This is a genomic window from Pseudomonas sp. E315 (assembly GCF_055406205.1).
On sequence record NZ_JBUZPJ010000010.1, the window covers coordinates 1 to 25,257 of the forward strand.

Genomic DNA, 25,257 nt, shown 5'->3' on the forward strand with positions numbered 1-25,257 from the left:
TCAGGTTTACGGACGCTGCGCGCCCGATCGCAGCCTTCGTTCCTCGTCAGCTCCTACGTAGACCAGGGTGATGCCCTCGTGGGAGCTGCTGAGCATCAGCCGTAGAATCAGGCCCCGGGGTGGGCCAGGCACTCGGGGCTGTCAGGTTTACGGACGCTGCGCGCCCGATCGCAGCCTTCGTTCCTCGTCAGCTCCTACGTAGACCAGGGTGATGCCCTCGTGGGAGCTGCTGAGCATCAGTCGTAGAATCAGGCCCCGAGGTGGATCAGACACTCGGGGTTGTCAGTTTACGGACGCTGCGCGCCCGATCGCAGCCTTCGTTCCTCGTCAGCTCCTACGTAGACCAGGGTGACGCCCTCGTGTGGGAGCTGCTGAGCAGCAGTCGTAGAATCAGGCCCCGGGGTGGGTCAGACACTCGGGGCTGCCAGGTTTACGGACGCTGCGCGCCCGATCGCAGCCTTCGTTCCTCGTCAGCTCCTACGTAGACCGGGGTAACGCCCTCGTGTGGGAGCTGCTGAGCATCAGTCGTAGAATCAGGCCCCGGGGTGGGCCAGGCACTCGGGGCTGTCAGGTTTACGGACGCTGCGCGCCCGATCGCAGCCTTCGTTCCTCGTCAGCTCCTACGCAGACCAGGGTGATGCCCTCGTGGGAGCTGCCGAAGGCTGCGATCTGTAGATGAGATCAATAAATCTCAGCCTTCGGCAGTTTAGAACAGCCAAATTCAAGACATAAAAAAACGCCCCCGACCGCAAGGCCGGGGGCGTTTTTATAACCGCTAACTAAGTGACTTAGTTTTTGGCTTTTTTAGCAGCGCGGGTACGCTCGCCTTCGTCCAGGATCTTCTTACGAAGACGGATGGACTTAGGCGTCACTTCGCACAGCTCGTCGTCCTGGATGAATTCCAGAGCTTGTTCCAGAGTGAAGCGAACAGGCGGAACCAGAGCGATGGTTTCGTCTTTACCCGAAGCACGCATGTTGTCGAGCTTCTTGCCCTTGGTAGGGTTAACGCCCATGTCGTTGTCGCGGCTGTTAAGACCAACGATTTGACCGTTGTAGATCTCTTGACCGTGCTCAACAAACAGCTTGCCGCGTGCTTGCAGAGTTTCCAGGGAGTAGGTCAGTGCCTTGCCAGTCTCAACCGAAACCAGTACGCCGTTCTGACGGCCGGACATGTGGCCGGACTTCATGGTGTCGTAGCGATCGAAGATCGAGGTCAGGATGCCTGCACCGTTAGTCAAGGTCAGGAAGTGGTTACGGAAACCGATCAGACCACGTGCCGGGATGTTGTATTCCAGACGTACACGGCCCTTACCATCCGGAACCATGTTGGTCAGGTCGCCTTTACGCAGACCCATCTCTTCCATCACCTTGCCCTGAGAATCTTCAGGGATGTCGATGGTCACGTTTTCAAACGGTTCCTGCTTAACACCGTCAACAACGCGGATGATTACTTCTGGACGGCCAACGCCCATTTCGAAGCCTTCGCGACGCATGGTTTCGATCAGAACCGAAAGGTGCAGCTCACCACGGCCAGAAACCTTGAACTTGTCAGCGGTGTCGCCTTCTTCAACGCGCAGAGCAACGTTGTAGAGCAGTTCTTTGTCCAGACGTTCCTTGATGTTACGGCTGGTAACGAACTTGCCTTCTTTACCGCAGAAAGGCGAATCGTTTACCTGGAAGGTCATGGAAACGGTTGGCTCGTCAACCGACAGAGGCTTCATGGCCTCTACAACGGTTGGATCGCACAGGGTGTCGGAGATGAACAGTTCATCCATACCGCTGATGCAAACGATGTCGCCAGCAGCTGCTTCTTCAACGTCTACACGGTGCAGACCGTGGTGACCCATCAGCTTCAGGATACGGCCGTTACGCTTTTTGCCGTTAACGTCGATAGCCACAACTGGAGTGTTCGGCTTAACGCGACCACGAGCGATACGGCCAACGCCGATAATGCCCAGGAAGCTGTTGTAGTCCAGTGCCGAGATTTGCATCTGGAACGGGCCATCACGGTCAACAGTTGGTGCTGGTACGTTGTCGACGATCGACTGGTACAGCGGGGTCATGTCTTCAGCCATTTCGGTGTGGTCAAGACCAGCAATACCGTTCAGGGCAGAGGCGTAAACCACTTTGAAGTCCAGCTGTTCTTCGGTAGCACCCAGGTTGTCGAACAGGTCGAAGATCTGGTCCAGAACCCAGTCCGGACGTGCGCCTGGACGGTCAACCTTGTTGATAACCACGATTGGACGCAGGCCGGCTTCGAAAGCCTTCTTGGTCACAAAACGGGTTTGCGGCATAGGGCCGTCTTGGGCGTCAACCAGCAGCAGAACGGAGTCAACCATCGACATTACGCGTTCAACTTCGCCGCCGAAGTCGGCGTGGCCCGGGGTGTCCACGATGTTGATGTGGTAGCCGTTCCAGTTGATAGCGGTGTTCTTCGCCAGAATGGTAATACCGCGCTCTTTCTCCTGGTCGTTGGAGTCCATCACGCGTTCGTCGTTAAGCTCGCCGCGCTCCAGAGTGCCGGATTGACGCAAGAGTTTGTCTACCAGGGTAGTTTTACCGTGGTCAACGTGAGCAATGATGGCGATGTTACGTAGATTTTCGATCACTTGTGTATCTCGATCAGAGGATTCGGTGTGCTGACAGGTCGTGGCAGCGATTAACAGTAGAGTCAGGCCTTGCCGTTACAGCTTGACCGCGGCGTCGGGGGGCCGGTGACGCAGGCCACAGGCATACAGCCCCGGGCTCTTAGCTCGGTCGATAAACGCGCACATTGGCATGTCCCTCACTGAGCAAATGGTGAGCATGCAGGCGACTCATCACGCCTTTGTCGCAATACAACAGGTACTGACGAGTGTCATCCAGTTCCTTAAAGCGGCTGTTCAAAGCATAGAACGGCAACGCTTGTACTTCGATGCCAGCCAGTTCCAGCGGTTGATCTTCTTGAGCATCCGGGTGACGGATGTCGATCACGATCTGACCCGCGAGCACTTCGCTGACTTCTTCGACTTGCAAATCCTGGCCCAATTCATCGATCACCCGATCAATCGGCACCAGTTTGGCCCGCTCAAGCGCTCGCTCAAGCACGGCCATATCAAACTGTTGTTCTTCGTACTCCACACGCGGGCGCTTGGCGTGGGTCTTAGGGTTAACCGAAATCACCCCGCAGTATTCAGGCATGTGCTTGGCAAAATCGGCTGTGCCGATTTGAACCGCCTGATCAATGATGTCCTGCTTGTGACTGGCGATCAGCGGGCGCAAGACCAGTTTGTCGGTCACGCAGTCAATCACTGACAGGTTTGGCAGCGTTTGGCTGGAAACCTGCGAAATCGCCTCGCCCGTCACCAACGCATCAATGTCGAGCCGGTCCGCAATACGGGACGCAGCGCGCAACATCATACGCTTCAAAATGACGCCCATATGACTGTTATCGACTTTGCCGAGAATTTCGCCCAGCACTTCTTCAAACGGCACGCTGACAAATAGCACGCGTTGAGAGCTACCGTACTTCTTCCATATGTAGTGCGCGACTTCCATCACGCCCAGCTCGTGGGCACGCCCGCCGAGGTTGAAGAAGCAAAAGTGGCTCATCAGGCCGCGACGCATGATCTGGTAGGCCGCCACCGTTGAATCGAAACCGCCCGACATCAGCACAAGCGTCTGCTCAAGGGCGCCCAGCGGGTAACCGCCGATGCTGTCGTGCTGACTGTGGATCACAAACAACCGTTGGTCGCGAATTTCGAGACGGACTTCGATTTCCGGGTTTTTGAGCGAAATCCCGGCGGCACCGCACTCACGTCGCAGCTTGCTGCCGACGTATTTCTCGACTTCCATCGAGGTAAAAGGGTGCTTGCCAGCGCGCTTGCAACGCACCGAAAAAATCTTGCCTGCCAGCGCATCACCAAAGTGCACTTTGCACTTTTCGACGATGTCGTCGAAGTCGCCCAGCGGGTACTCGTCAACCTGCAGGAAATGCGCGATGCCCGGCATGCAGCTCAGGCGCTCAGTCATCTCCTTCAGGGCTTTGGGGTCGCTCACACGCGTTTGCAGCTCGATGTTGTCCCACACACCTGTCACCACCACAGCCGGGTCCAGATCGCGGAGCACAGCACGGATGTTTTTAGCCAATTGGCGGACGAAACGCATCCGAACCGGGCGGCTCTTGATAGTGATCTCGGGGAAGACTTTAACGATTAATTTCATGAAAACAGCGCGCGAGCAGCCTGCCAAAAAAGGGGGGCGCGGATTATAGCGGAAATTGCTCAAGGTTTAACCAGTTATCGTACAAACGGTTTTGCTCGCACCAAAATGAAGCAAAAAGTATGTTTTTCGCTTCATTAGAGTGCGATTGAGCCCGCTAATCGGTAGTCTGCCGCGCTTACCTGCTTGAGATTGGGGCATTGCACCCAAGTCGGGGCACTGGCATGCAATTTGCTCCCTTGTGAGGCAGGTTGCCTTGGCAGAGTATTCGCGCCGGCATCAACCACTTATTAAGGGCTATTCCACCACCAGCCCTAAGCCACCCCGGAGGACACTATGTCGAAGTCGGTTCAACTCATCAAAGATCATGACGTCAAGTGGATTGATCTGCGCTTCACTGACACCAAAGGCACTCAGCACCACGTGACCATGCCGGCCCGTGATGCGCTGGATGAAAACTTCTTCACCGACGGCAAAATGTTCGACGGCTCCTCCATTGCTGGCTGGAAAGGCATCGAAGCGTCCGACATGATCCTGCTGCCAGACGACAGCACTGCCGTCCTGGACCCATTCACCGAGCAGCCAACGCTGATTCTGGTGTGCGACATCATCGAACCTTCGACCATGCAAGGCTATGACCGCGACCCGCGCGCCATCGCTACCCGTGCCGAGGAATACCTGAAGTCCACCGGTATCGGTGACACTGTTTTTGTCGGTCCAGAGCCTGAGTTCTTCATCTTCGACGAAGTGAAATTCAAGTCCGACATTTCCGGTTCCATGTTCAAGATCTACTCCGAACAAGGTTCTTGGATGTCCGATCAGGACGTAGAAGGCGGCAACCGTGGCCACCGTCCAGGCATCAAAGGCGGCTACTTCCCGGTTCCACCGTTCGACCATGACCACGAAATCCGTACCTCCATGTGCAACGCTATGGAAGAAATGGGTCTGGTTATTGAAGTTCACCACCACGAAGTGGCAACTGCTGGCCAAAACGAAATCGGCGTGCAGTTCAACACTCTGGTGAAAAAGGCTGACGAAGTTCAGACCCTGAAATACTGCGTACACAACGTGGCAGACGCCTACGGCCGTACCGCTACTTTCATGCCTAAGCCTCTGTACGGCGACAACGGCTCGGGCATGCACGTTCACATGTCCATCTCCAAAGAAGGCAAAAACACCTTCGCTGGCGAAGGCTATGCCGGCTTGTCCGACACTGCTCTGTATTTCATCGGCGGCATCATCAAACACGGTAAGGCTCTGAACGGCTTCACCAACCCGTCCACCAACTCCTACAAGCGTTTGGTGCCAGGTTTTGAAGCTCCGGTCATGCTGGCCTACTCGGCTCGCAACCGTTCTGCGTCGATCCGTATTCCTTACGTGTCCAGCCCTAAAGCTCGCCGTATCGAAGCACGCTTCCCGGATCCAGCAGCCAACCCGTACCTGTGCTTCGCTGCACTGATGATGGCTGGCCTGGACGGTATCCAGAACAAGATCCACCCTGGCGACGCTGCTGATAAAAACTTGTACGACCTGCCGCCTGAAGAGGCCAAAGAGATCCCACAAGTGTGCGGCAGCCTGAAAGAAGCCCTGGAAGAGCTGGACAAAGGTCGTGCGTTCCTGACCAAAGGCGGCGTTTTCAGCGACGACTTCATCGACGCTTACATTGCTCTGAAAAGCGAAGAAGAAATCAAAGTACGCACCTTCGTACACCCACTGGAATATGAGCTGTACTACAGCTGCTAATCCAGTTTCACCCGCACTCGCGGCGTGACTCAAAAGGCCTCCTTCGGGAGGTCTTTTTTATGAGCGGTGTCTTACGCAAAACCGAGGCAAAGCCCGACCTCGTTCCGATCTACGCCTGACAGCCAATCCAATGCGCTATCTGTACTTTGAGCCCATTCATCGTACGGACGCTGCCCTATGCGCCGCTTACTCATCACCTTGCTGCTAATTACACCGCTGGCAAGCGCACAGGTTTACAAGTCTGTGGACGCTCATGGCCGAACCCATTATTGCGACACGCCCTGCCAACATTCGAACAATCTGCCTCTGGAGCTACCGCCGCTCAATCGCCAACAGGCACTGCCAGAGCAGAGACCTCACAACCCGGAACACCTTTTACCCGAACAAGAGTTATCGCAAACCGCTTATACCGTGCTGGCACTGAACGGCATACCAGCGGATCAGGCATTGCGCGCCAACAACGGCAGCTTCACCGTGCATATAACCGTGCAGCCACCGCTCAAGCCTCAACATCAGCTGCAATTGGTGCTCGACAACCAGCCTTATGGCCAACCCAGCCACCGCACCGACCTGCAATTGCTCAATCTTGATCGCGGTGAACACCAACTGGCCGTGCGCGTGCTGGAAGGCGACACAATGGTGCAGCAAAGCTCCGCCGTGAGATTTCACCTGCAACGCCACTTCCTGCGTAAAGGACAATCGTAAATACCGTGTTACTGCCTGGCCTAAGGCGGCTTCACAAACCGTACTTTTCGTAGCAGCTGCCGAAGGCTGCGTCCGATTGCGAAGCGATCGTAAACCTGCAGCACAGTTTCACTGAGGCACCGCGCTATCTGATTTAAGTCAGGCTGAATCCATTCAACAACCTTGCACTATATTGGTGCAGCTATAGTCTAGGCACACACTTCTCAGCCCAATTTGGTTCAAAAAGACTCACTTTTTAAAAACGTGCGCGTGCAAAGCTGACTCACGACGCCCATTTCAGGCCTTTCGCGCTTCTTTTCGGGGCCTTGGTTTGGTTTTTGCATTTTCCTTGCATCAGCGCCTCACCCGCGCACGCAATCCGGGATCGGCCCATGACCATCAGTGATGCCCTGCACCGACTGTTACTCGACAACCTGACTACCGCCACCCTTCTACTCAATGCCGATTTACGCCTTGAGTACATGAACCCGGCGGCAGAAATGCTACTGGCCATTAGCGGCCAGCGCAGTCATGGGCAATTCATCAGCGAACTGTTTACCGAGTCCACCGAGGCTCTGTATTCACTGCGCCAAGCGGTTGAGCAAGCCCACCCCTTTACCAAACGCGAAGCCATGCTGACCTCCCTCACAGGCCAAACACTGACAGTCGATTACGCGGTCACACCGATTTTGAGTCATGGCGCCACCCTGCTACTGCTCGAAGTCCACCCCCGAGACCGCCTGCTACGCATCACCAAAGAAGAAGCCCAACTGTCCAAGCAGGAAACCAGCAAAATGCTGGTGCGCGGCCTGGCCCATGAAATCAAAAACCCGCTCGGTGGGATTCGCGGCGCCGCACAACTGCTGGCACGCCAACTGCCCGATGAAAACCTGCGCGATTACACCAACGTGATCATCGAAGAAGCCGATCGCCTGCGTAATCTGGTCGACCGCATGCTGGGCTCCAACAAGCTACCGTCGCTGGCCATGACCAATGTTCACGAAGTGCTGGAGCGCGTGTGCAATCTGGTCGAGGCTGAAACACAAGGTGGCATCACGTTGGTGCGTGATTACGACCCGAGCCTGCCCGACCTGCTCATCGACCGCGAGCAGATGATTCAGGCCGTGCTCAATATCGTGCGCAACGCGATGCAAGCCATTGGCAGCCAAAATGAGCTGCGTCTGGGGCGTATCAGCCTACGTACACGCGCCATGCGCCAATTCACCATTGGCCACATTCGTCACCGACTGGTCACCAAGATCGAAATCATCGACAACGGGCCGGGCATCCCGGCCGAGCTGCAAGACACCCTTTTCTTTCCGATGGTCAGCGGCCGCCCTGATGGCACCGGGCTGGGGCTGGCCATTACGCAGAACATCATTAGTCAACACCAGGGATTGATCGAGTGTGAGAGCCACCCCGGCCACACACTCTTCTCGATCTTTCTACCACTGGAACAAGGAGCCGCATCGACATGAGCCGAAGTGAAACCGTGTGGATCGTCGATGACGACCGTTCTATCCGTTGGGTCCTGGAAAAAGCCTTGCAACAGGAAGGCATGACCACACAAAGCTTCGACAGCGCCGATGGGGTGATGAGCCGTTTGGCTCGCCAACAGCCTGACGTGATTATTTCGGACATCCGCATGCCCGGCGCCAGCGGGCTCGACCTGCTGGCCAAAATTCGTGAGCAACACCCGCGTTTGCCGGTGATTATCATGACCGCCCACTCCGATCTGGACAGCGCAGTGGCGTCCTATCAGGGCGGCGCATTCGAGTACCTGCCCAAGCCGTTCGATGTTGACGACGCCGTGTCGCTGGTCAAGCGCGCCAATCAGCATGCGCAGGAGCAACAAGGTCTGGCCGTTGCCCCCGCTGCGGCGCCAACGCCTGAAATCATTGGCGAAGCGCCAGCGATGCAAGAAGTGTTTCGCGCCATTGGTCGCCTCAGCCACTCCAACATCACCGTGCTCATCAACGGTGAGTCAGGCACGGGGAAAGAGCTGGTGGCCCACGCCCTGCATCGCCATAGCCCACGGGCTGCGTCACCGTTCATTGCGCTGAACATGGCGGCGATACCGAAAGACTTGATGGAATCAGAACTCTTCGGGCACGAAAAAGGCGCCTTCACCGGGGCGGCCAACTTGCGCCGCGGACGCTTTGAGCAGGCCGATGGCGGAACATTGTTTCTCGATGAAATCGGCGATATGCCCGCCGATACTCAAACCCGCTTGCTACGGGTGCTGGCCGATGGGGAGTTTTACCGTGTCGGCGGCCACATACCGGTCAAAGTCGATGTACGCATTATTGCCGCGACACATCAAAACCTCGAAACGCTGGTGCAAGCAGGCAAGTTCCGGGAAGACTTGTTCCACCGCCTGAACGTCATTCGCATTCACATCCCGCGTTTGTCGGATCGACGCGAAGATATCCCGACGCTGACACGGCACTTCCTCAGCAGCGCGGCCCAAGAGTTGTCGGTAGAACCCAAGCTGCTCAAAGCCGAAACCGAGCAATACCTGAAAAACCTGCCGTGGCCGGGCAACGTACGCCAGCTCGAAAACACTTGCCGCTGGATTACGGTCATGGCTTCGGGCCGCGAAGTACACATCAGCGACTTGCCGCCCGAGCTGCTGAACCTGCAACACGACTCTTCGCCGATCACCAATTGGGAACAAGCGTTACGCCAATGGGCCGACCAAGCGCTGGGCCGTGGCCAAACCAGCCTGCTCGACAGCGCAGTACCAACCTTTGAACGGATCATGATCGAAACGGCGCTCAAACACACCGCAGGCCGTCGCCGTGACGCCGCCCTGCTGCTGGGCTGGGGCCGCAATACCCTGACCCGCAAAATCAAAGAGCTGGGCATGAAAATCGACGGCGACGAGGATGATGGCGACGAAGTGTAAATTTGGAAAATAACCCTGGGCCAGCGCCTACACGTCAGTACGCACCAGCCTCAAGCAACACGCCCCATTTTTGTGCACCGCTCTAGCCCGATGGTTTGCACGGTGGCTCTCGAAAAACCTGCCCCATACGCAAAAGCCCCGGATTTCGGGGCTTTTGCGTATTAGGGAAAGTAATCCTACAAAAAAACAGAAACTGGCACGTGCCCTGCAATACCTATTACCAAGCAACAACGGTTTAGGGGACCTTGGTACAGGCAGGCCAAGACTCCCCACTTTTACACCCGCAGCCTTGATGCCTTTTGCATCAACGCGCACACCCGTTTGGGGAACCCGGTACAGGCAGGCCGGTGCTCCCTCTTTTATTACTCACGCAAGTTAACCTGCAAGCGCCAGCGCCCATCCTGCGGCGCTCCAGCCCAGTCGCCATTTAAGGCTCGGGCCGCCACCACCGTCAGCAACAACCCGCCATCTGTAAGGCGCACCCGCCAGTTAACATCTTTGCCATTGAGCTTGAATTGACCGTTCTGCGGCTTGCCCTGAGCATCAAATAACACCCCCAACGTACCGTCGACCAACTCGCCATGCAGCTTGGGCTCAGCGCTGAACCACACCACCAGCGCGCCCGGCAGAACGTCAACCTGCTGCAACTGGACCGGCTCGGTAATGGTCAAACGACCGATCATCATCCCCACCATAAAACCCACTATCGCCAAAGAACCTAAAACCCGCGGCCATAGTTTCGGTCTTGGGTCTTCTTCAGGCGTAGAATGCTGCCCATCTTTAAGTTCGGAGCCGTGCATGTTTCACGTCATCCTTTTTCAACCAGAAATTCCGCCGAATACCGGCAACGTTATCAGGCTGTGCGCCAACAGCGGCTGCCACCTGCATTTGATCGAGCCTATCGGTTTTGAGCTGGACGACAAGCGTTTGCGTCGCGCCGGGCTCGATTATCACGAATACGCCCCGCTCAAGCGTCATGCCGATTTGGCGAGCTGCCTTGAAAGTTTGGGCCACCCGCGCCTTTTCGCGTTCACCACCAAAGGCTCGCGGCCATTTCACGATGCTCAGTTTGCCGAAGGTGATGCCTTTATCTTCGGGCCTGAAAGCCGTGGTTTGCCGCCTGAAGTGCTTGATGCTCTGGATGGCGAACACCGCCTGCGCTTGCCGATGCGCGAAGGCTGTCGCAGCCTGAACCTCTCTAACACCGTCGCCGTCGCCGTTTACGAAGGCTGGCGCCAATTGGGGTTCAAATAACAGACCCTCTGTAGTCGCTGGCGCAGGCTGCGAGAAAGGTGGCCGGGGATTCAAGTAGACGGGTAGCTGCGCAACCCTTCGCAGCCTAAGGCAGCGACTACAGTTCCCAAACATAAAAAAAGCGCCTTAAACGGCGCTTTTTTTGTATTGCATCGACCGTTTATTGAACAGTCGGGGTGCCTTCTTCTTGCATGCGCTGCAATTCTTGCGCGTACAGGGCATCGAAGTTCACCGGAGACAGCATCAACGCAGGGAACGAGCCACGGGTAACCAGGCTGTCCAGCGTTTCACGGGCATACGGGAACAGGATGTTCGGGCAGAAAGCGCCCAAGGTGTGGTTCATCGAACCTTGATCCAAGTTTTTGATCAGGAAGATGCCAGCCTGCTGTACTTCTGCAATGAAGGCCACTTCTTCACCGTTTTTCACGGTTACCGACAAGGTCAAAACCACTTCGTAGAAGTCGCCTTCCAGCGGCTTTTGACGCGTGTTCAGATCCAGAGCAACAGCCGGCTCCCACTGCTGACGGAAGATCGCCGGGCTTTTTGGCGCTTCGAACGACAAGTCACGCACATAGATACGCTGCAGAGAAAATTGTGGAGAAGTATCTTCTTCAGTCGCAGCGGTGTTCTGTTGGTCAGTCATCACAGATCCTTGTTGATCTTGGGGCTTATAGAAGTTGAGAGTCAGACGTTCAGTAGCGCATCCAATTTACCTGCGCGCTCCAGAGCGAACAGGTCATCGCATCCACCTACATGCAAATCGCCGATCCAAATTTGCGGAACTGACGTGCGACCGGCCTTCTGGGCCATGTCTGCACGCACTTGCGGCTTGCCGTCGACTTTGATCTCTTCAAAGGCAACGCCCTTTTTCTCAAGCAGAGCCTTGGCTCGCATGCAGTAAGGGCAATAGTCGCTGGAATACACGATGACCTTGGACATAGTTACTTCACCACTGGGAGGTTATCGGCGCGCCAGCTGGAAATACCGCCGGATAGCTTGGCCGCGTTGTAGCCTGCCTTGAGCAGCTCACGGGCGTGGGAACCAGAATGTTGGCCTTGAGCATCGACCAGAATCAGGGTTTTACCCTTGTGCTTATCCAGCTCGGCAACGCGCGCCATCAGCTTGTCTTGTGGGATGTTCAACGAACCCACAATGTGGCCAGCTGCAAAGTCCTTGGCCGGGCGAATATCAATCACCACACCTTCATCGCGATTGACCAGTCCGGTCAGCTCGCCGGTGCTGATACTACGTCCGCCACGGCTAATCTCGTGGGCAATCAACATCACCAGCAGGATGACAAACGCGCCAACAAGCAGGTAGTGAGAAGTGGCAAATGCAATCAGGTGATCAACCATCAGAAGGTTCCAGGGTCGTAAAATGTGGGCCAGTATACACAGCCACCTTGGTCGGCCAAACCCCGCCCGGCGGTGACGCCACCTGAACTTCGCTTTAAACTGCCCCTCCTTTGCAAACCTTCTTTTAAACCAGCCACGAGTGGGATCTATGACTGCCACGCCTAAACCTTTGGTCCTGATCATCCTGGATGGCTTCGGTCACAGTGAAAGCCACGAATCCAACGCCGTGTATGCGGCCAAAAAACCCGTACTCGACCGCCTGTGCGCGAGCCTGCCAAATGGCCTGATTTCCGGCTCGGGCATGGATGTAGGCTTACCGGATGGCCAGATGGGCAACTCCGAAGTGGGCCACATGAACCTCGGTGCAGGCCGCGTTGTGTATCAGGACTTTACCCGCGTCACTAAATCGATCCGTGATGGCGAGTTCTTTGAAAACCCGACCATTTGCGCTGCGGTCGACAACGCTGTCGGCGCGGGCAAGGCCGTGCACATCATGGGCCTGTTGTCCGATGGTGGCGTTCACAGCCATCAGGATCACTTGGTGGCGATGGCGGAACTGGCGTTCAAGCGTGGCGCCGAAAAAATCTACCTGCACGCCTTCCTCGATGGTCGCGACACTCCGCCAAAAAGCGCCCAATCGTCGATTGAGCTGTTGGATGAAGCCTTCAAGGACATGGGCAAAGGCCGCATTGCCAGCCTGATTGGCCGCTACTTCGCAATGGACCGTGACAATCGTTGGGACCGTGTGGCTCAAGCCTACAACCTGATCGTCGATGGCAAAGGCGAGTTCAACGCCGCGACGGCACAAGAAGGCCTTGAAGCCGCTTATGCCCGTGGCGAAAGCGACGAATTTGTCAAAGCCACCACCATTGGCGAACCCGTGAAGGTCGAAGACGGCGACGCTGTGGTGTTCATGAATTTCCGCGCCGACCGCGCCCGCGAGCTGAGCCGCGCATTCGTTGAAGACGACTTCAAGGAGTTCGAGCGTGCCCGCCAGCCACAATTGGCCGGCTTTGTGATGCTGACTCAATACGCTGCCAGCATTGCGGCCCCAAGTGCATTTGCCCCTGGCAGCCTGGAAAACGTGCTGGGCGACTATCTGGCCAAAAACGGTAAAACCCAGCTGCGTATCGCTGAAACCGAAAAATACGCACACGTCACCTTCTTCTTCTCGGGCGGGCGTGAAGAGCCGTTCCCCGGCGAAGAGCGTATTTTGGTGCCCTCGCCGAAAGTCGCTACCTACGACCTGCAACCTGAAATGAGCGCCCCTGAAGTCACCGATAAAATCGTCGATGCCATCGAACACCAGCGCTATGACGTGATCGTCGTCAACTACGCTAACGGCGACATGGTTGGCCACAGCGGCGTATTCGCAGCAGCAGTAAAGGCAGTTGAATGCCTGGATGCCTGCGTAGGCCGCATTGTGCAAGCGCTGGAAAAAGTCGGCGGCGAAGCGCTGATCACCGCTGACCACGGCAACGTTGAGCAAATGTCTGACGAGTCCACCGGTCAGGCCCACACAGCCCACACCTGCGAACCCGTGCCGTTCATCTATGTGGGTAAGCGTGCACTCAAGGTTCGCGAAGGCGGCGTATTGGCCGACGTAGCTCCGACCATGCTTAAACTGCTGGGCTTGCCACAGCCTGAAGAAATGACCGGCACTTCGATTTTGGTCGACGCTTAAACATACCTTGTAGTCGCTGCCACAGGCTGCGAAGGGTTGCGCAGCAGCCCGATTTCGAAGGCACCGCGATTCACCTCGCAGCCTTCGGCAGCGACTACAAAGGCTTTACATACCGAATCTGCAGCTACTATTTCGTCTCACGGATTTCTCATACTCAACGTTGGCGGGCATACTAGGCCGTCCCATTCCCCAGGTGTCGCCCGCCCCATGCTCCGCGCCCTTATAGCCCTCGCTCTCACTTGCCTGCTCCAACCGGCGTTTGCCGACGAGCGTGCACAAACTCAACAACAGCTGGACGCCACGCGTCAGGATATCGGCGAGCTGAAAAAGCTCCTCGGCAAGCTCCAGCAAGAAAAATCCGGCGTGCAGAAAGACCTGCGCGGGACCGAAACCGAAATCGGCAAACTGGAAACGCAGGTGGAGGCCCTGCAAAAAGAACTAAAAAAGAGTGAAGGCGAGCTGCTGCGCCTAGATAGCGAGAAAAAAAAACTCCACAGCGCAAAAATTGAACAGCAACACCTGATCGCCATTCAGGCACGCGCCGCGTATCAAGGCGGGCGTCAGGAATACCTGAAGATGCTGCTCAACCAACAAAACCCCGAGAAGTTCGCCCGCACCCTCACCTATTACGACTATCTGAGCCAGGCCCGCCTGGAGCAGCTCAAGGGGTTTAACGAAACCCTGCGCCAATTGGCCAACGTCGAAGCCGAGATCAACCTGCAACAAGCGCAACTGCTGTCGCAAAAAAGCAGCCTCGACAGCCAGCGCGCCGAACTCGATAACGTGCGCAAAGAGCGTCAGCAAGTGCTGGCCAAGCTCAATAGCGACGTCAAAGACCGCGATCAAAAGTTGCAAGCCCGCGAGCAGGATCAAGCCGACTTGGCTAAAGTCCTCAAGACCATCGAAGAAACGCTCGCCCGCCAAGCCCGCGAAGCAGAGGCCGCACGCCAGAAAGCCCTGATTGCCCAGCAAGAAGCTGAGAAAAAACGCCAGCGCGAGGCTGAATCGGTGGTCACCGACGCCCCACGCAAACCGGTTAAATCGACACCCGGCGCGCTGGTTTCCAGTGCCGGTGTTTCTTACGGCGGACCTTTTTCTCAAGCACGGGGCAAACTTCCTTGGCCTGTTGATGGTCGATTGCTTGCACGCTTTGGCGAAAGCCGCGGCGACGATGCGCGTACCAAGTGGGACGGCGTCATGATCAGCGCCAACGCTGGCACCCAAGTACACGCGGTACATGGCGGGCGCGTGGTGTTTGCCGATTGGTTACGCGGCGCTGGCCAGTTGGTGATCCTTGATCACGGTAACGGCTACCTGAGTTTGTATGGTCACAACCAAACATTGCTCAAGGCCGCCGGAGACATTGTTAAAGCAGGGGATGTGATTTCCACCGTGGGCAACAGCGGTGGGCAAACAACGCCAGCACTGTATTTTGCTATTCGTCAGCAGGGCCGCCCCAGCGACCCTGCACAATGGTGCCGCGCTCAAGGATGAGCCCATCACCTTTAATACGTAGGAGTTTGTTCAACATGCCGCACTTGTCCCGCCTCAACTCGCTGGCCCTGTCGATCGCTTTGGTGATCGGCGCGCCTGTGGCAATGGCTGCCCAGCAGACTGCTCAGCCTGCCCCCGCTGCCAGCGCCAAGGCACCGCTGCCATTGGAGGAGCTGCGTACATTTGCCGAGGTCATGGACCGCATCAAGGCGGCGTATGTTGAACCCGTAGACGACAAAACCCTGCTCGAAAACGCCATCAAAGGCATGCTCAGCAATCTGGACCCGCACTCTGCCTACCTGGGGCCAGAAGATTTCGCCGAATTGCAAGAAAGCACCAGCGGCGAGTTTGGCGGGCTGGGGATCGAAGTCGGCACTGAAGACGGCAACATCAAAATCGTCTCGCCGATTGATGACACCCCGGCGAGCAAAGCCGGGATTCAAGCAGGCGACTTCATCGTCAAGATCAACGGCCAGCCCACACGCGGCCTGAGCATGACTGAAGCCGTGGATAAGATGCGCGGCAAGATCGGGCAAAAAATCACCCTGACGCTGGTGCGCAATGGTGGCACCCCCTTCGACGTGACCCTGACCCGCGCCAACATTCAAGTGAAAAGCGTCAAAGCCCAACTGCTTGAAGACGGCTACGGCTATATCCGCATTACTCAGTTCCAAGTCAAAACCGGCGAAGAAGTAGCCGCAGCACTGGCTAAGCTGCGCAAAGAAAACGGCAACAAGAAGCTTAAGGGCATCATTCTCGACCTGCGTAACAACCCCGGCGGCGTGCTGCAATCGGCGGTTGAAGTAGTCGATCACTTCATCACCAAGGGCCTGATTGTTTACACCAAAGGCCGTATCGCCAACTCCGAGCTGCGTTTCTCGGCCACAGGCAAAGACCTGAGCGAAAACGTACCGTTGGTGGTGCTGATCAACGGCGGCAGCGCTTCGGCGTCGGAAATCGTTGCCGGTGCCTTGCAAGACCAAAAACGTGGCGTGGTGATGGGCACCACCAGCTTCGGCAAAGGCTCGGTGCAAACCGTGCTGCCGCTGAACAATGACCGCGCATTGAAAATCACCACGGCACTGTACTTCACGCCGAACGGGCGCTCGATTCAAGCGCAAGGCATCGTGCCGGACATCGAAGTCAGCCGCGCTAAAATCACCCGCGAGCAAGACACCGAGTACTTCAAAGAAGCCGACCTGCAAGGTCACCTCGGCAATGGCAACGGCGGCGCAGACAAACCGACAGGCTCGGACCCAAAAGCCAAGCCAATGCCACAAGATGATGACTTCCAGCTGAGCCAAGCGCTGAGCCTGCTCAAAGGCTTGAGCATCACGCGCGGCAATTAAGGGTGCGCCTGCGGCTTGCTCTCACCCTGCTCTGCTGCCTGACCGGTGCTGCCCACGCGGCATCGGTCAGCCATACCGACGCACCTCGCAAGGCTTACGTGAGCCTGATCATTGATGACCTGGGGCAAAACCTGCCACGGGATCGGCAGGTGCTGGCCTTGCCCGGCCCCGTTACCGCAGCGGTAATGCCCGATACCCCGCACGCGGCCCAATTTGCTCGCGAAGCCCACAAGGCGGGCAAAATTGTCATCTTGCACATGCCGATGGACCCGGCAACAGGCCCGTTTGCCTGGCACCCGGACCTGCCCATCGACGAGCTTGAAAAACGCCTCAATGCCGCATTCAAGGCCGTGCCGTACACCAGCGGCATCAATAATCACATGGGCAGCCGCATGACATCACAACCGCAGGCAATGGCCTGGTTGATGTCCGACTTGCTGCATCGCCACAAATTCTTTGTCGACAGCCGCACCAGCGCGCAAACCGTCGCTGCGGCCCAAGCGCAAAAAATTGGCTTGGCCAGCGTTTCACGGGATGTGTTTCTTGACGACGTGCGCACTGAACAAGCCATCACCACTCAACTGAACACCGCAATCAAGCTGGCGCACAAGCAAGGTTCGGCGGTGATGATTGGTCACCCTTACCCTCAAACGCTTGCCGTGTTGGCACGCGAACTGCCCAAGCTCAAAGCGCAGGGCATTGATTGGATTGACATCAAACAAATGATTGGCGTGCGCAGCAACAAGGCCATGGCCGGGCACGGAAAAGATGGGGTTTATCGCTGAAATTTGGCCCTGTAGGAGCGCGCTTGCTCGCGAAAGGTTAGACGCGGCACATCAAATAACACGCATTGATTGGATCGCGATCAAGCTCGCGTCTACAGGTACTTGGCGCTGATTTTGTCGATCACACCTTCAGCCCGCAACTGCTCCAGCGCCGCCTGAAGCTTGGCCACTACCTCGTCAGGCACCTCTTTATTCAACGCTAAAAACAACTCAGCCTTGTTGAAGCGCAACACGGTCTTAAACCCTGATATGCCCACCTGACGCGCCAAAAAGCGCCCCGCCGGATCACCCGTGGCCCATAAGTCGATCTGACCGGACTGAAGCTTTCTGGCGTTGTCTTGGTCTCGCAACACAATCACTGGCGCAAGCCCTTGGGCCTCTAACGACAAAGCGATCGCATCGTCTTTATAAGCGCCTACCCGGTATTGGCGAGCTTGCTCAAGGGAGGTCAACGTAATCGGGCTATTGGCCCGGGCCAATAATACCCAGTCATCCGGGCCGATGGGGCCAACCCATTTGAACAATGCCTCGCGCTCAGGCACTCGCGCAGTGACGAAGACGCCATAGCCTGGATTATTGAGGGCAAGGTTATAGATGCGCTCCCAAGGAAATCGCAGCGTCATGCTGTAAGCGATATCGGCCCGTTTGAAGGTTTCACGCAAAATGTCGGCAGCGATGCCTTCGATATTCTGGTTCTGTGCAAAATTTTTGCCGTTTTTGGCCATGTTGTAAGGCGGAAAATTTTCAGTCAGCAATACCAGCGATTGACGCGAAGGGTCTGCCGCGAATACGGCATTCGTCAGTAACATCGCAAAGCCAGCAAGCACGAGCAAAAAACGTTTAAACATGACAGGCAACCTAAATCCATGGCGTGCCCAAGAGTGCCCCTCGCTCACCATGCTGTCCAGTAGCCTTTCGGGGTAACACGCGCAGTAAACACCTAAGCTGGCGCCCTGAATTTGCCAGCCATATATAAGTACCTCATCAGAACGCGTGAATCTGTTTTTATTAATCCAGACACCTTAAGCAAGGTCCACGATACTTCATACACAGGCTAACTTATGAAATACACCCTATTATTTTTTGCGTTAATAGCACTTAACGCCGCCTCATTTAGCGCACTCGCTAATACTCAAACGCCTATTACCCTCCCAGGCCAGGCCGAAGCTTTAAATCTTTCAAGCGACGCCAGTGATATAACCCATACATGGACAGGCATTGGCCGAATTATGGGGCCTAATAACGCCTCTTGCACAGCCAGTTTGTTAGACACGCGAATTGAAGGCGCACAAACAAGCACATCACCCGCTTACGTCATTACCAGCCATCGTTGCTTAAACACCTCATTAACGGGAAATTACATCTACCCCGGTGGCGTTCAGCAAAATACAGCTTCGCAAGGGAACGTTTATTTCAACAAGTTCGACAATACACTTTCCAATATAAAAAAATATGCATTTAACAACATAATCTGGCAAAGTGACGAAGGCACAAACTTGGCAATTATTGAACTTCAAGCACCTTTGTCCACGCTATTGGCTGACGGCATACAACCTTTGAAAATCGCTGCAAACAGTCCGCCTGCGGGCGCTGAAATATTGATGCTGGGCATTCCTGGTTTCGATAGTTTGCACTCGACAAGCTGCACCCAACTGGCCTCTGCTGATATCATCACCCACCCTTGGGTCAGCACCCAATTACTGACCAACCAATGCGCGCCCCTGACACGTAGCGGGTTTGGCGGGCCGGTACTGAATAAAGCCACCAACGAACTGGTGAGTGTATTGGTCGCGAGCACTCACGGCGCTAAACCCGCAGAGAAGTGCCTTGTAGGCTCGCCCTGCGAACTCGAAGCAGGCACATCTGTATTAAAACCAGATACCCACTACACACGGCCCGTTTCGTTTCTCAATCACTGTTTTGTGCAAGGGTTGCTCGATGCAAACCGTCCGGCATGTGGCTTATACAAGCTGACCTCGGTTAGGCTCAACGGCACGCACTTGCCCCCCACGCAAATAATGGAAATACTCGATCCCATAAAGCGGTTAACACCTGAAAAGTTTGAACTAAGCCTAACTGTCGATGCGCCCTACTTCCGTTATAAATACGCGCACACTGCCAACGAATGCCACACAGCCGAACAATACAGCGAAATCATTGAACGTACATCACCACACATTGATTTCACACTAAACAATCAAACAGGCATGCACATGCTCTGCGTCATTGGCATTGACTCGCATGAAGACCGAGCCACTTATGCGCGTTTACAAGCTGCCAAAATAATCACTATCGAGCGTATTAAAGCAAGCCCAGCACAAGCCCCTAAAATGACACTCACCACGCACAAAAATAACGGTGCCTATTACGCAGCACACTGGGACTACACTTCACCTTTCTTGAAGCGTTACGAAACTAAATACGGGCCTATTGAATCAACAGACTGTGCAAGCCCTGACGAATATGCCGAAACTCCAGGTTTGGAAGTGAGAAGGCGCGATACAGGCCCTTGGGAAAGAATTTATGAACATACCGACCACCCAACAGACCCAGAGCTGATCTTAATAAAGCGAAACAACACACAGTTAACTGCCGAGCACTACATTAAATTTATCTACCCCGAAGATGCTGTTTTCAAACTCTGTACAGTAATGATCAACACCGAGGGCCAGCGCTCAGAACCACGAACCGACATTCTGAAGCCGCTGTAATTGAACAACGTTCAGCGCCTGATCGTGATCAGGCGCTGAATACAGCTCGCTGGCGCCTTAGCGCACCACAATCCCACGTTCGGCCATATAGGCCTTGGCTTCTGGCACGGTGTATTCGCCAAAGTGGAAAATACTCGCCGCCAGCACAGCGCTGGCGTGGCCTTCGAGGATGCCATCCGCCAAATGCTGAAGGTTGCCCACACCGCCCGAGGCAATCACTGGAATACCCAGCGCATCGCTTATCGCGCGGGTGACACCTAGGTCAAAGCCGTTTTTCATCCCGTCCTGATCCATGCTGGTCAGCAGAATCTCGCCGGCGCCCAAGCCTTCCATCTTCATGGCCCACTCAACAGCATCAAGCCCGGTCGGTTTGCGACCGCCGTGGGTGAAGATTTCCCAGCGCGGGGTTTCGCCCGGCTGCGAGACTTTTTTTGCATCAATCGCAACCACGATGCACTGCGAGCCAAAATGCTGCGCGGCCTCGCCCACAAACTCGGGGTTAAACACCGCCGCCGTGTTGATCGAGACTTTGTCTGCACCCGCATTGAGCAGGTTACGAATGTCCTGAATGCAGCGCACGCCGCCGCCCACTGTCAGCGGGATAAACACCTGACTGGCCATGCGTTCAACAGTGTGGAGCGTGGTGTCGCGGCCATCGACGCTGGCCGTGATGTCGAGAAACGTAATCTCGTCAGCACCTTGCTCGTCATATCGACGGGCGATTTCTACCGGGTCGCCTGCATCACGAATGTTCTCGAACTTGACGCCCTTCACAACCCGGCCGTTGTCCACGTCCAGGCAAGGGATGATGCGCTTGGCTAACGCCATGACGTTCTCCTCAGGCCTTGTAGCTGTCGCAGAAGGCCTGCGCCTCTGCCACATCCAAAGTGCCTTCATAAATCGCACGGCCAGTGATGGCCCCCACGATGCCCGGCGCTTTGGCATCCATCAGGGCTTTGATATCGCCCAGATTGTGAATGCCGCCCGATGCGATGACAGGGATGGTGGTGGCAGCCGCCAGCGCAGCGGTGTAGCTCACGTTGCAGCCCTGCATCATGCCGTCTTTGGCGATGTCGGTATAAACGATGGCCGACACACCATCGGCTTCAAAACGCTTGGCCAGATCAATGACCTGCACAGTGCTGACTTCAGCCCAGCCATCAGTTGCCACGAAGCCGTCTTTGGCGTCCATGCCGACAATGATTTTGCCGGGGAATGCGCGGCACGCTTCAGCCACGAACTCAGGGTTTTTGACTGCTTTGGTGCCCAAAATCACGTAGCTAACGCCCGCTTTGACGTAATGCTCAATGGTTTCTAGCGAACGAATGCCGCCGCCGATCTGAATCGGCAGGTGCGGGTACAGCTTGGCGATAGCAGTGACCACTTCGCCATTGACCGGCTGGCCTTCAAAGGCGCCATTCAAGTCAACCAGGTGCAGACGACGGCAACCGCCTTCTACCCATTTGGCGGCCATGCTCACTGGGTCATCAGAAAATACTGTGGAGTCTTCCATGCGGCCCTGACGCAGGCGTACACAGGCACCGTCTTTAAGATCGATAGCGGGAATAATCAGCATCTGGCAAACCTTCAAATTCTGGAGTCAGTTTTTTTCGAGCGCCCACAGGTCGCTTTCGATGCTCTCGAACCTCTCTTTGAGGTGCGCCTGCACATCGAAAATCGCGCGATTGTAGTAATGCGGCGCGATTTCGCGGGTGAACAGCTCAAGGATTTCTGCCGCCTCGAACGAACCTAAGTCCAGTTCGAAACGGTCTTCCATAAAGCGTTTGATCTTGCTGTTGGCTTCGTTCTCTTGCTCGGGGGTGAGCGTGAGAATCGGCGGCTTTGGCTTGCGCGGCGCCATTACCAGCGCCCATCCCAAGCCACAAAGTTTTCCAGCAGCTGCAAGCCGTGGGTATGGCTTTTCTCAGGGTGGAACTGCACCGCAAAGCGCGAACCCTCAGCCAATGCCGCTGCGAAATCGACGCCGTAATGCCCACCGCCCACCACTTGGCGAGGGTTGCCCGCCGCGATGTAGTAGCTGTGTACAAAGTAGAAGCGCGCCAAATCAGGGATGCTGTGCCACAGCGGGTGATCGACTTTTTGCTGAACTTCGTTCCAGCCCATGTGCGGCACTTTGAGGTGCTCGCCGTTTTCGTGCAGATCTTTGCCGAACAACTTCACTTGGCCTGGGAACAGCCCGATGCAATCAACACCGCCGTTCTCTTCGCTGTGGTCAAGCAAGGCTTGCATGCCGACACAAATCCCGAGAAACGGGCGGTCTTGACTGACTTCGCGCACCAGCGAATCGAAACCCAAGCGGCGAATTTCTGCCATGCAGTCGCGAATTGCACCCACACCGGGAAACACCACGCGGTCAGCTTCACGAATCACATCAGCATCGCTGGTGATCAGCACTCGACCGGCGCCAACGTGCTCCAGCGCCTTGGCGACCGAGTGCAAATTACCCATGCCGTAATCAATGACTGCCACTGTCTGCATCAGAGCACGCCCTTGGTCGATGGCATTTGCCCGGCCATACGCTCATCAAGCGTGATCGCCATGCGCAGCGCACGGCCAAAGGCCTTGAACACTGTTTCGATCTGGTGGTGAGTGTTGGTGCCGCGCAGGTTGTCGATGTGCAGCGTCACGTTGGCGTGGTTCACAAAGCCCTGAAAGAACTCTTGAAACAGGTCAACATCGAAGCCGCCCACAGTGGCGCGAGTGTAAGGGATGTGCATTTGCAGGCCTGGACGGCCAGAAAAATCGATCACCACGCGTGACAGCGCTTCGTCCAGCGGGACATAGGCGTGCCCATAACGGGTCATACCTTTTTTGTCGCCGACGGCTTGGTTGAAGGCTTTACCGAGGGTGATGCCTACGTCCTCGACGGTATGGTGGTCGTCGATATGCAGGTCGCCTTTGCACTCGATGTCCAGGTCGATCAGCCCATGTCGGGCGATCTGGTCGAGCATATGCTCAAGAAAAGGCACACCGATATCAAATCGGGCCTTACCGGTACCATCCAAGTTGATCGAGGCTTTGATCTGGGTTTCCAGAGTATCGCGCTCGACTGACGCCTTACGTTCGGCCATCACCAGCTCCGCAAAATCATTGGGCGAAAAAGGTGGTCATTATAGGCACGGGTCTGACAAACAGAAACATTAAGGGTGATGTGGCTGACAGAGTGAGACTAAAGCACCATACAAACCCCGTAGCAGCTGGCGAAGACGGCGTCCGATTGCACAGCGATCGTAAGGTCAGAGCACGCAGATTCACAAAGAAAATGCGATACCTGAATTACGACGGCTGCGCCGTCGGACGCGACTACACAGGCGAGTTAGACGTTAGTTAAACAACACCGCCGTTTTCTGCACCGTGACCCACACACCCCACAACAGCGGAACGCCCACTGCCAGCCAGGCCGCAACGGTCAGCGGCAAGCTGGCAGGGTCTGCTTTCCACTCAAGCGAGGTGTTGGCGTCTGCGCCCTTGTCGTGGCCCAACGCTTGTTCGGCAGCCAGTTGTGCATCGGTCATGAAGTATTTATCGGCCACTGGTCGCACCAACAAATTGCACACAAAACCCAGCACCAGCAGGCCCGCAAGGATGTACAGCGTGATGTCGTACGCTGCCGCCCGCTCAACCCCAATGCTCAGTTGATATTCACGCAGATAGTTGACCAATACCGGGCCCAGCACCCCTGCCGCCGCCCATGCCGTCAACAACCGCCCGTGAATCGCCCCAACCATTTGCGTGCCAAACAAGTCCGCCAAATACGCCGGCACTGTGGCAAAACCACCGCCGTACATCGACAAGATGATGCAAAACGCCGCCACAAACAGCGACACGTTGCCCAAGTGGCCCAGATTAGGCACCAGTGCATACAGCGCAAAACCCAAGGCAAAGAACACAAAGTAGGTGTTTTTTCGCCCCAGATAGTCCGAGAACGACGCCCAAAAAAACCGTCCGCCGATGTTGAACAGGCTCAACAACCCCGTAAAACCAGCAGCAATGGCCGCTATCTGCGCCAACTGCGCAGCATCCAACTGACTAAACGTCAGCTCATTGCCCAGCAACTTGCCTGCAAACACTTCCTGCAACAGCGGCGAAGCCATGCCCAAAATGCCTATGCCCGCCGACACGTTCAGGCACAACACCAACCACACCAAAGCAAACTGCGGGGTTTTCCAGGCCACACTCACGTGAACATGACGCTGAGTGATCATCGCGTTGGCCGTTTTTTTGACCGGGGCCGTCCAGCCTTCTGGCTTCCAGCCGGTTGGCGGGACGCGGTATAGCAATGCCCCGCCAATCATGAACACGAAGTAAATAGCAGCCATCACCACAAAGCTCTGCCACACGCCCACGCTGTCTGGCGTTGCAAAGTGACTCATCAACGCAGCGGCCAAAGGTGCGCCCACCATCGCGCCGCCCCCAAAGCCCATGATTGCCATGCCGGTAGCCATGCCGCGCTTGTCCGGGAACCACTTGATCAGCGTCGACACGGGCGAGATGTACCCCAAGCCCAGCCCAATCCCACCAATAACTCCCGAGCCCAACCACATCAGCCAAATTTGATGGCTATAAATGCCCAGCGCCGAGATCAGTAAACCGCCACACCAGCACAGCGCCGATACAACGCCCGCCTTGCGAGGCCCGGCGTGTTCAAGCCAGCCACCCCACACGGCTGCCGAACAACCGAGGAAGATAAAGAACAAGGTGTAGATCCAGCCGAGCATCGAAATTGGCCAGTCGCATTGTGATGAAAACACTTGGGCGATGAAGTCCATGTTCGGCGAACAGGCCACTGGCGCACTTACACCCAAGGCTTTGGACAGTGGCAGCCAGAACACTGAAAAGCCGTAGGCCATGCCAATGCACAAGTGAATGGCCAGCGCCGCTGGCGGTACTAGCCAGCGATTGAAACCAGGTTTAGCGATGATGCGCTCCTTGGACAGGAACGCAGGCTGTGAGGCAAGGCCGCCCGCAGCGATGCTGATGCTCATTGATGTTTCCCCCATAAATGATGTGATTTTGCGGACACGCCCAACCCCAACTTTGGTGCTTTGCAGCACGTAGTCGTTTTATTG

General features: G+C 56.0%; 23 protein-coding genes. 10 read left to right on the top strand and 13 right to left on the bottom strand.

Going from position 1 to position 25,257, the window contains the following annotated elements; genetic code table 11:
- Nucleotides 1–788: 788 nt before the first annotated feature.
- Together typA and thiI are read right to left on the bottom strand one after the other, a co-directional pair.
- Nucleotides 789–2,609 (bottom strand): translational GTPase TypA, encoded by a 1,821-nt coding sequence (gene typA, locus ACZRJQ_RS14675; RefSeq protein ID WP_463979057.1) that lies wholly within the window; start codon nucleotides 2,607–2,609, stop codon nucleotides 789–791.
- A 139-nt stretch (nucleotides 2,610–2,748) separates the two neighbouring features.
- On the bottom strand, nucleotides 2,749–4,203 hold the full coding sequence (gene thiI / locus ACZRJQ_RS14680; RefSeq protein ID WP_463979058.1) for a tRNA uracil 4-sulfurtransferase ThiI: 1,455 nt from the start codon (nucleotides 4,201–4,203) through the stop codon (nucleotides 2,749–2,751).
- Nucleotides 4,204–4,536: 333 nt separating this feature from the next.
- Between thiI and glnA the strand changes: the two genes are divergently transcribed.
- The 4 genes from glnA (at nucleotide 4,537) to ntrC (ending at nucleotide 9,535) form a co-directional block, all read left to right on the top strand.
- Nucleotides 4,537–5,943, top strand: a complete 1,407-nt coding sequence (gene glnA / locus ACZRJQ_RS14685; RefSeq protein WP_047281915.1) for a glutamate--ammonia ligase — start codon at nucleotides 4,537–4,539, stop codon at nucleotides 5,941–5,943.
- Nucleotides 5,944–6,120: 177 nt separating this feature from the next.
- Nucleotides 6,121–6,648, top strand: coding sequence for a DUF4124 domain-containing protein (locus ACZRJQ_RS14690; RefSeq protein ID WP_463979059.1), 528 nt, complete (start codon nucleotides 6,121–6,123; stop codon nucleotides 6,646–6,648).
- Nucleotides 6,649–7,019: 371 nt separating this feature from the next.
- Nucleotides 7,020–8,105: a nitrogen regulation protein NR(II) gene (glnL, locus tag ACZRJQ_RS14695; RefSeq protein WP_463979060.1), complete on the top strand. Its 1,086-nt coding sequence runs from the start codon at nucleotides 7,020–7,022 to the stop codon at nucleotides 8,103–8,105.
- Complete coding sequence (gene ntrC / locus ACZRJQ_RS14700; RefSeq protein WP_463979061.1) at nucleotides 8,102–9,535, top strand: nitrogen regulation protein NR(I); 1,434 nt, start codon at nucleotides 8,102–8,104, stop codon at nucleotides 9,533–9,535. The genes glnL and ntrC overlap by 4 nt, the downstream gene beginning before the upstream one ends.
- A gap of 362 nt (nucleotides 9,536–9,897) precedes the next feature.
- On the opposite strand, the gene ACZRJQ_RS14705 is transcribed toward ntrC, so the two are convergent.
- A complete protein-coding gene (locus tag ACZRJQ_RS14705) occupies nucleotides 9,898–10,335 on the bottom strand; it encodes a hypothetical protein (protein ID WP_463979062.1) in 438 nt (145 codons plus the stop codon).
- Here ACZRJQ_RS14705 and ACZRJQ_RS14710 point away from each other — a divergent pair.
- Complete coding sequence (locus ACZRJQ_RS14710) at nucleotides 10,334–10,789, top strand: tRNA (cytidine(34)-2'-O)-methyltransferase (RefSeq protein ID WP_463979063.1); 456 nt, start codon at nucleotides 10,334–10,336, stop codon at nucleotides 10,787–10,789. The two genes, ACZRJQ_RS14705 and ACZRJQ_RS14710, sit on opposite strands and share 2 nt — an antisense overlap.
- A 160-nt stretch (nucleotides 10,790–10,949) precedes the next feature.
- Here the strand turns inward: ACZRJQ_RS14710 and secB are convergent, their stop codons facing one another.
- From secB to ACZRJQ_RS14725, 3 genes are read right to left on the bottom strand one after another with little or no spacing between them, the layout of a single operon-like run.
- The gene (gene secB, locus ACZRJQ_RS14715) at nucleotides 10,950–11,432 is read right to left on the bottom strand and encodes a protein-export chaperone SecB (protein WP_463979064.1); all 483 of its coding nucleotides are present in this window, start codon (nucleotides 11,430–11,432) and stop codon (nucleotides 10,950–10,952) included.
- A gap of 41 nt (nucleotides 11,433–11,473) precedes the next feature.
- On the bottom strand, nucleotides 11,474–11,728 hold the full coding sequence (grxC, locus tag ACZRJQ_RS14720; protein WP_463979065.1) for a glutaredoxin 3: 255 nt from the start codon (nucleotides 11,726–11,728) through the stop codon (nucleotides 11,474–11,476).
- 2 nt (nucleotides 11,729–11,730) lie between these two features.
- Nucleotides 11,731–12,144, bottom strand: coding sequence for a rhodanese-like domain-containing protein (locus tag ACZRJQ_RS14725; protein WP_463979066.1), 414 nt, complete (start codon nucleotides 12,142–12,144; stop codon nucleotides 11,731–11,733).
- 148 nt (nucleotides 12,145–12,292) lie between these two features.
- On the opposite strand from ACZRJQ_RS14725, the gene gpmI reads away from it, so the two are divergent.
- The 4 genes from gpmI (at nucleotide 12,293) to ACZRJQ_RS14745 (ending at nucleotide 17,456) form a co-directional block, all read left to right on the top strand.
- On the top strand, nucleotides 12,293–13,828 hold the full coding sequence (gene gpmI, locus ACZRJQ_RS14730; protein WP_463979067.1) for a 2,3-bisphosphoglycerate-independent phosphoglycerate mutase: 1,536 nt from the start codon (nucleotides 12,293–12,295) through the stop codon (nucleotides 13,826–13,828).
- Between the two features lie 207 nt (nucleotides 13,829–14,035).
- Nucleotides 14,036–15,322, top strand: coding sequence for a murein hydrolase activator EnvC family protein (locus ACZRJQ_RS14735; RefSeq protein ID WP_463979068.1), 1,287 nt, complete (start codon nucleotides 14,036–14,038; stop codon nucleotides 15,320–15,322).
- 35 nt (nucleotides 15,323–15,357) lie between these two features.
- The gene (locus ACZRJQ_RS14740; protein WP_463979069.1) at nucleotides 15,358–16,671 is read left to right on the top strand and encodes a S41 family peptidase; all 1,314 of its coding nucleotides are present in this window, start codon (nucleotides 15,358–15,360) and stop codon (nucleotides 16,669–16,671) included.
- 2 nt (nucleotides 16,672–16,673) lie between these two features.
- Nucleotides 16,674–17,456, top strand: a complete 783-nt coding sequence (locus tag ACZRJQ_RS14745) for a divergent polysaccharide deacetylase family protein (protein ID WP_463979070.1) — start codon at nucleotides 16,674–16,676, stop codon at nucleotides 17,454–17,456.
- A 92-nt stretch (nucleotides 17,457–17,548) separates the two neighbouring features.
- On the opposite strand, the gene ACZRJQ_RS14750 is transcribed toward ACZRJQ_RS14745, so the two are convergent.
- Nucleotides 17,549–18,304 carry a substrate-binding periplasmic protein gene (locus ACZRJQ_RS14750; protein ID WP_463979071.1) on the bottom strand — a complete coding sequence of 252 codons (756 nt, stop codon included), beginning with the start codon at nucleotides 18,302–18,304 and terminating at the stop codon, nucleotides 17,549–17,551.
- A gap of 213 nt (nucleotides 18,305–18,517) precedes the next feature.
- Between ACZRJQ_RS14750 and ACZRJQ_RS14755 the strand changes: the two genes are divergently transcribed.
- Nucleotides 18,518–20,167 carry a hypothetical protein gene (locus tag ACZRJQ_RS14755; RefSeq protein ID WP_463979072.1) on the top strand — a complete coding sequence of 550 codons (1,650 nt, stop codon included), beginning with the start codon at nucleotides 18,518–18,520 and terminating at the stop codon, nucleotides 20,165–20,167.
- A 57-nt stretch (nucleotides 20,168–20,224) separates the two neighbouring features.
- Here ACZRJQ_RS14755 and hisF read toward each other — a convergent pair whose 3' ends face one another.
- From hisF to ACZRJQ_RS14785, 6 genes are all read right to left on the bottom strand, one after another.
- Complete coding sequence (hisF, locus tag ACZRJQ_RS14760) at nucleotides 20,225–20,995, bottom strand: imidazole glycerol phosphate synthase subunit HisF (protein ID WP_048400703.1); 771 nt, start codon at nucleotides 20,993–20,995, stop codon at nucleotides 20,225–20,227.
- A 10-nt stretch (nucleotides 20,996–21,005) separates the two neighbouring features.
- Nucleotides 21,006–21,743, bottom strand: coding sequence for a 1-(5-phosphoribosyl)-5-[(5-phosphoribosylamino)methylideneamino]imidazole-4-carboxamide isomerase (gene hisA, locus ACZRJQ_RS14765; protein ID WP_463979073.1), 738 nt, complete (start codon nucleotides 21,741–21,743; stop codon nucleotides 21,006–21,008).
- A 24-nt stretch (nucleotides 21,744–21,767) separates the two neighbouring features.
- The gene (locus ACZRJQ_RS14770; RefSeq protein ID WP_463979074.1) at nucleotides 21,768–22,028 is read right to left on the bottom strand and encodes a DUF2164 domain-containing protein; all 261 of its coding nucleotides are present in this window, start codon (nucleotides 22,026–22,028) and stop codon (nucleotides 21,768–21,770) included.
- Entirely contained in the window at nucleotides 22,028–22,666 is a 639-nt protein-coding gene (gene hisH, locus ACZRJQ_RS14775; protein WP_463979075.1) for an imidazole glycerol phosphate synthase subunit HisH, read from the bottom strand. Before hisH ends, ACZRJQ_RS14770 begins: the two co-directional genes overlap by 1 nt.
- Nucleotides 22,666–23,259 carry an imidazoleglycerol-phosphate dehydratase HisB gene (hisB, locus tag ACZRJQ_RS14780; RefSeq protein WP_019411757.1) on the bottom strand — a complete coding sequence of 198 codons (594 nt, stop codon included), beginning with the start codon at nucleotides 23,257–23,259 and terminating at the stop codon, nucleotides 22,666–22,668. Before hisB ends, hisH begins: the two co-directional genes overlap by 1 nt.
- Nucleotides 23,260–23,511: 252 nt before the next feature.
- Nucleotides 23,512–25,173 (bottom strand): OFA family MFS transporter, encoded by a 1,662-nt coding sequence (locus tag ACZRJQ_RS14785; protein WP_463979076.1) that lies wholly within the window; start codon nucleotides 25,171–25,173, stop codon nucleotides 23,512–23,514.
- Nucleotides 25,174–25,257 lie beyond the last annotated feature (84 nt).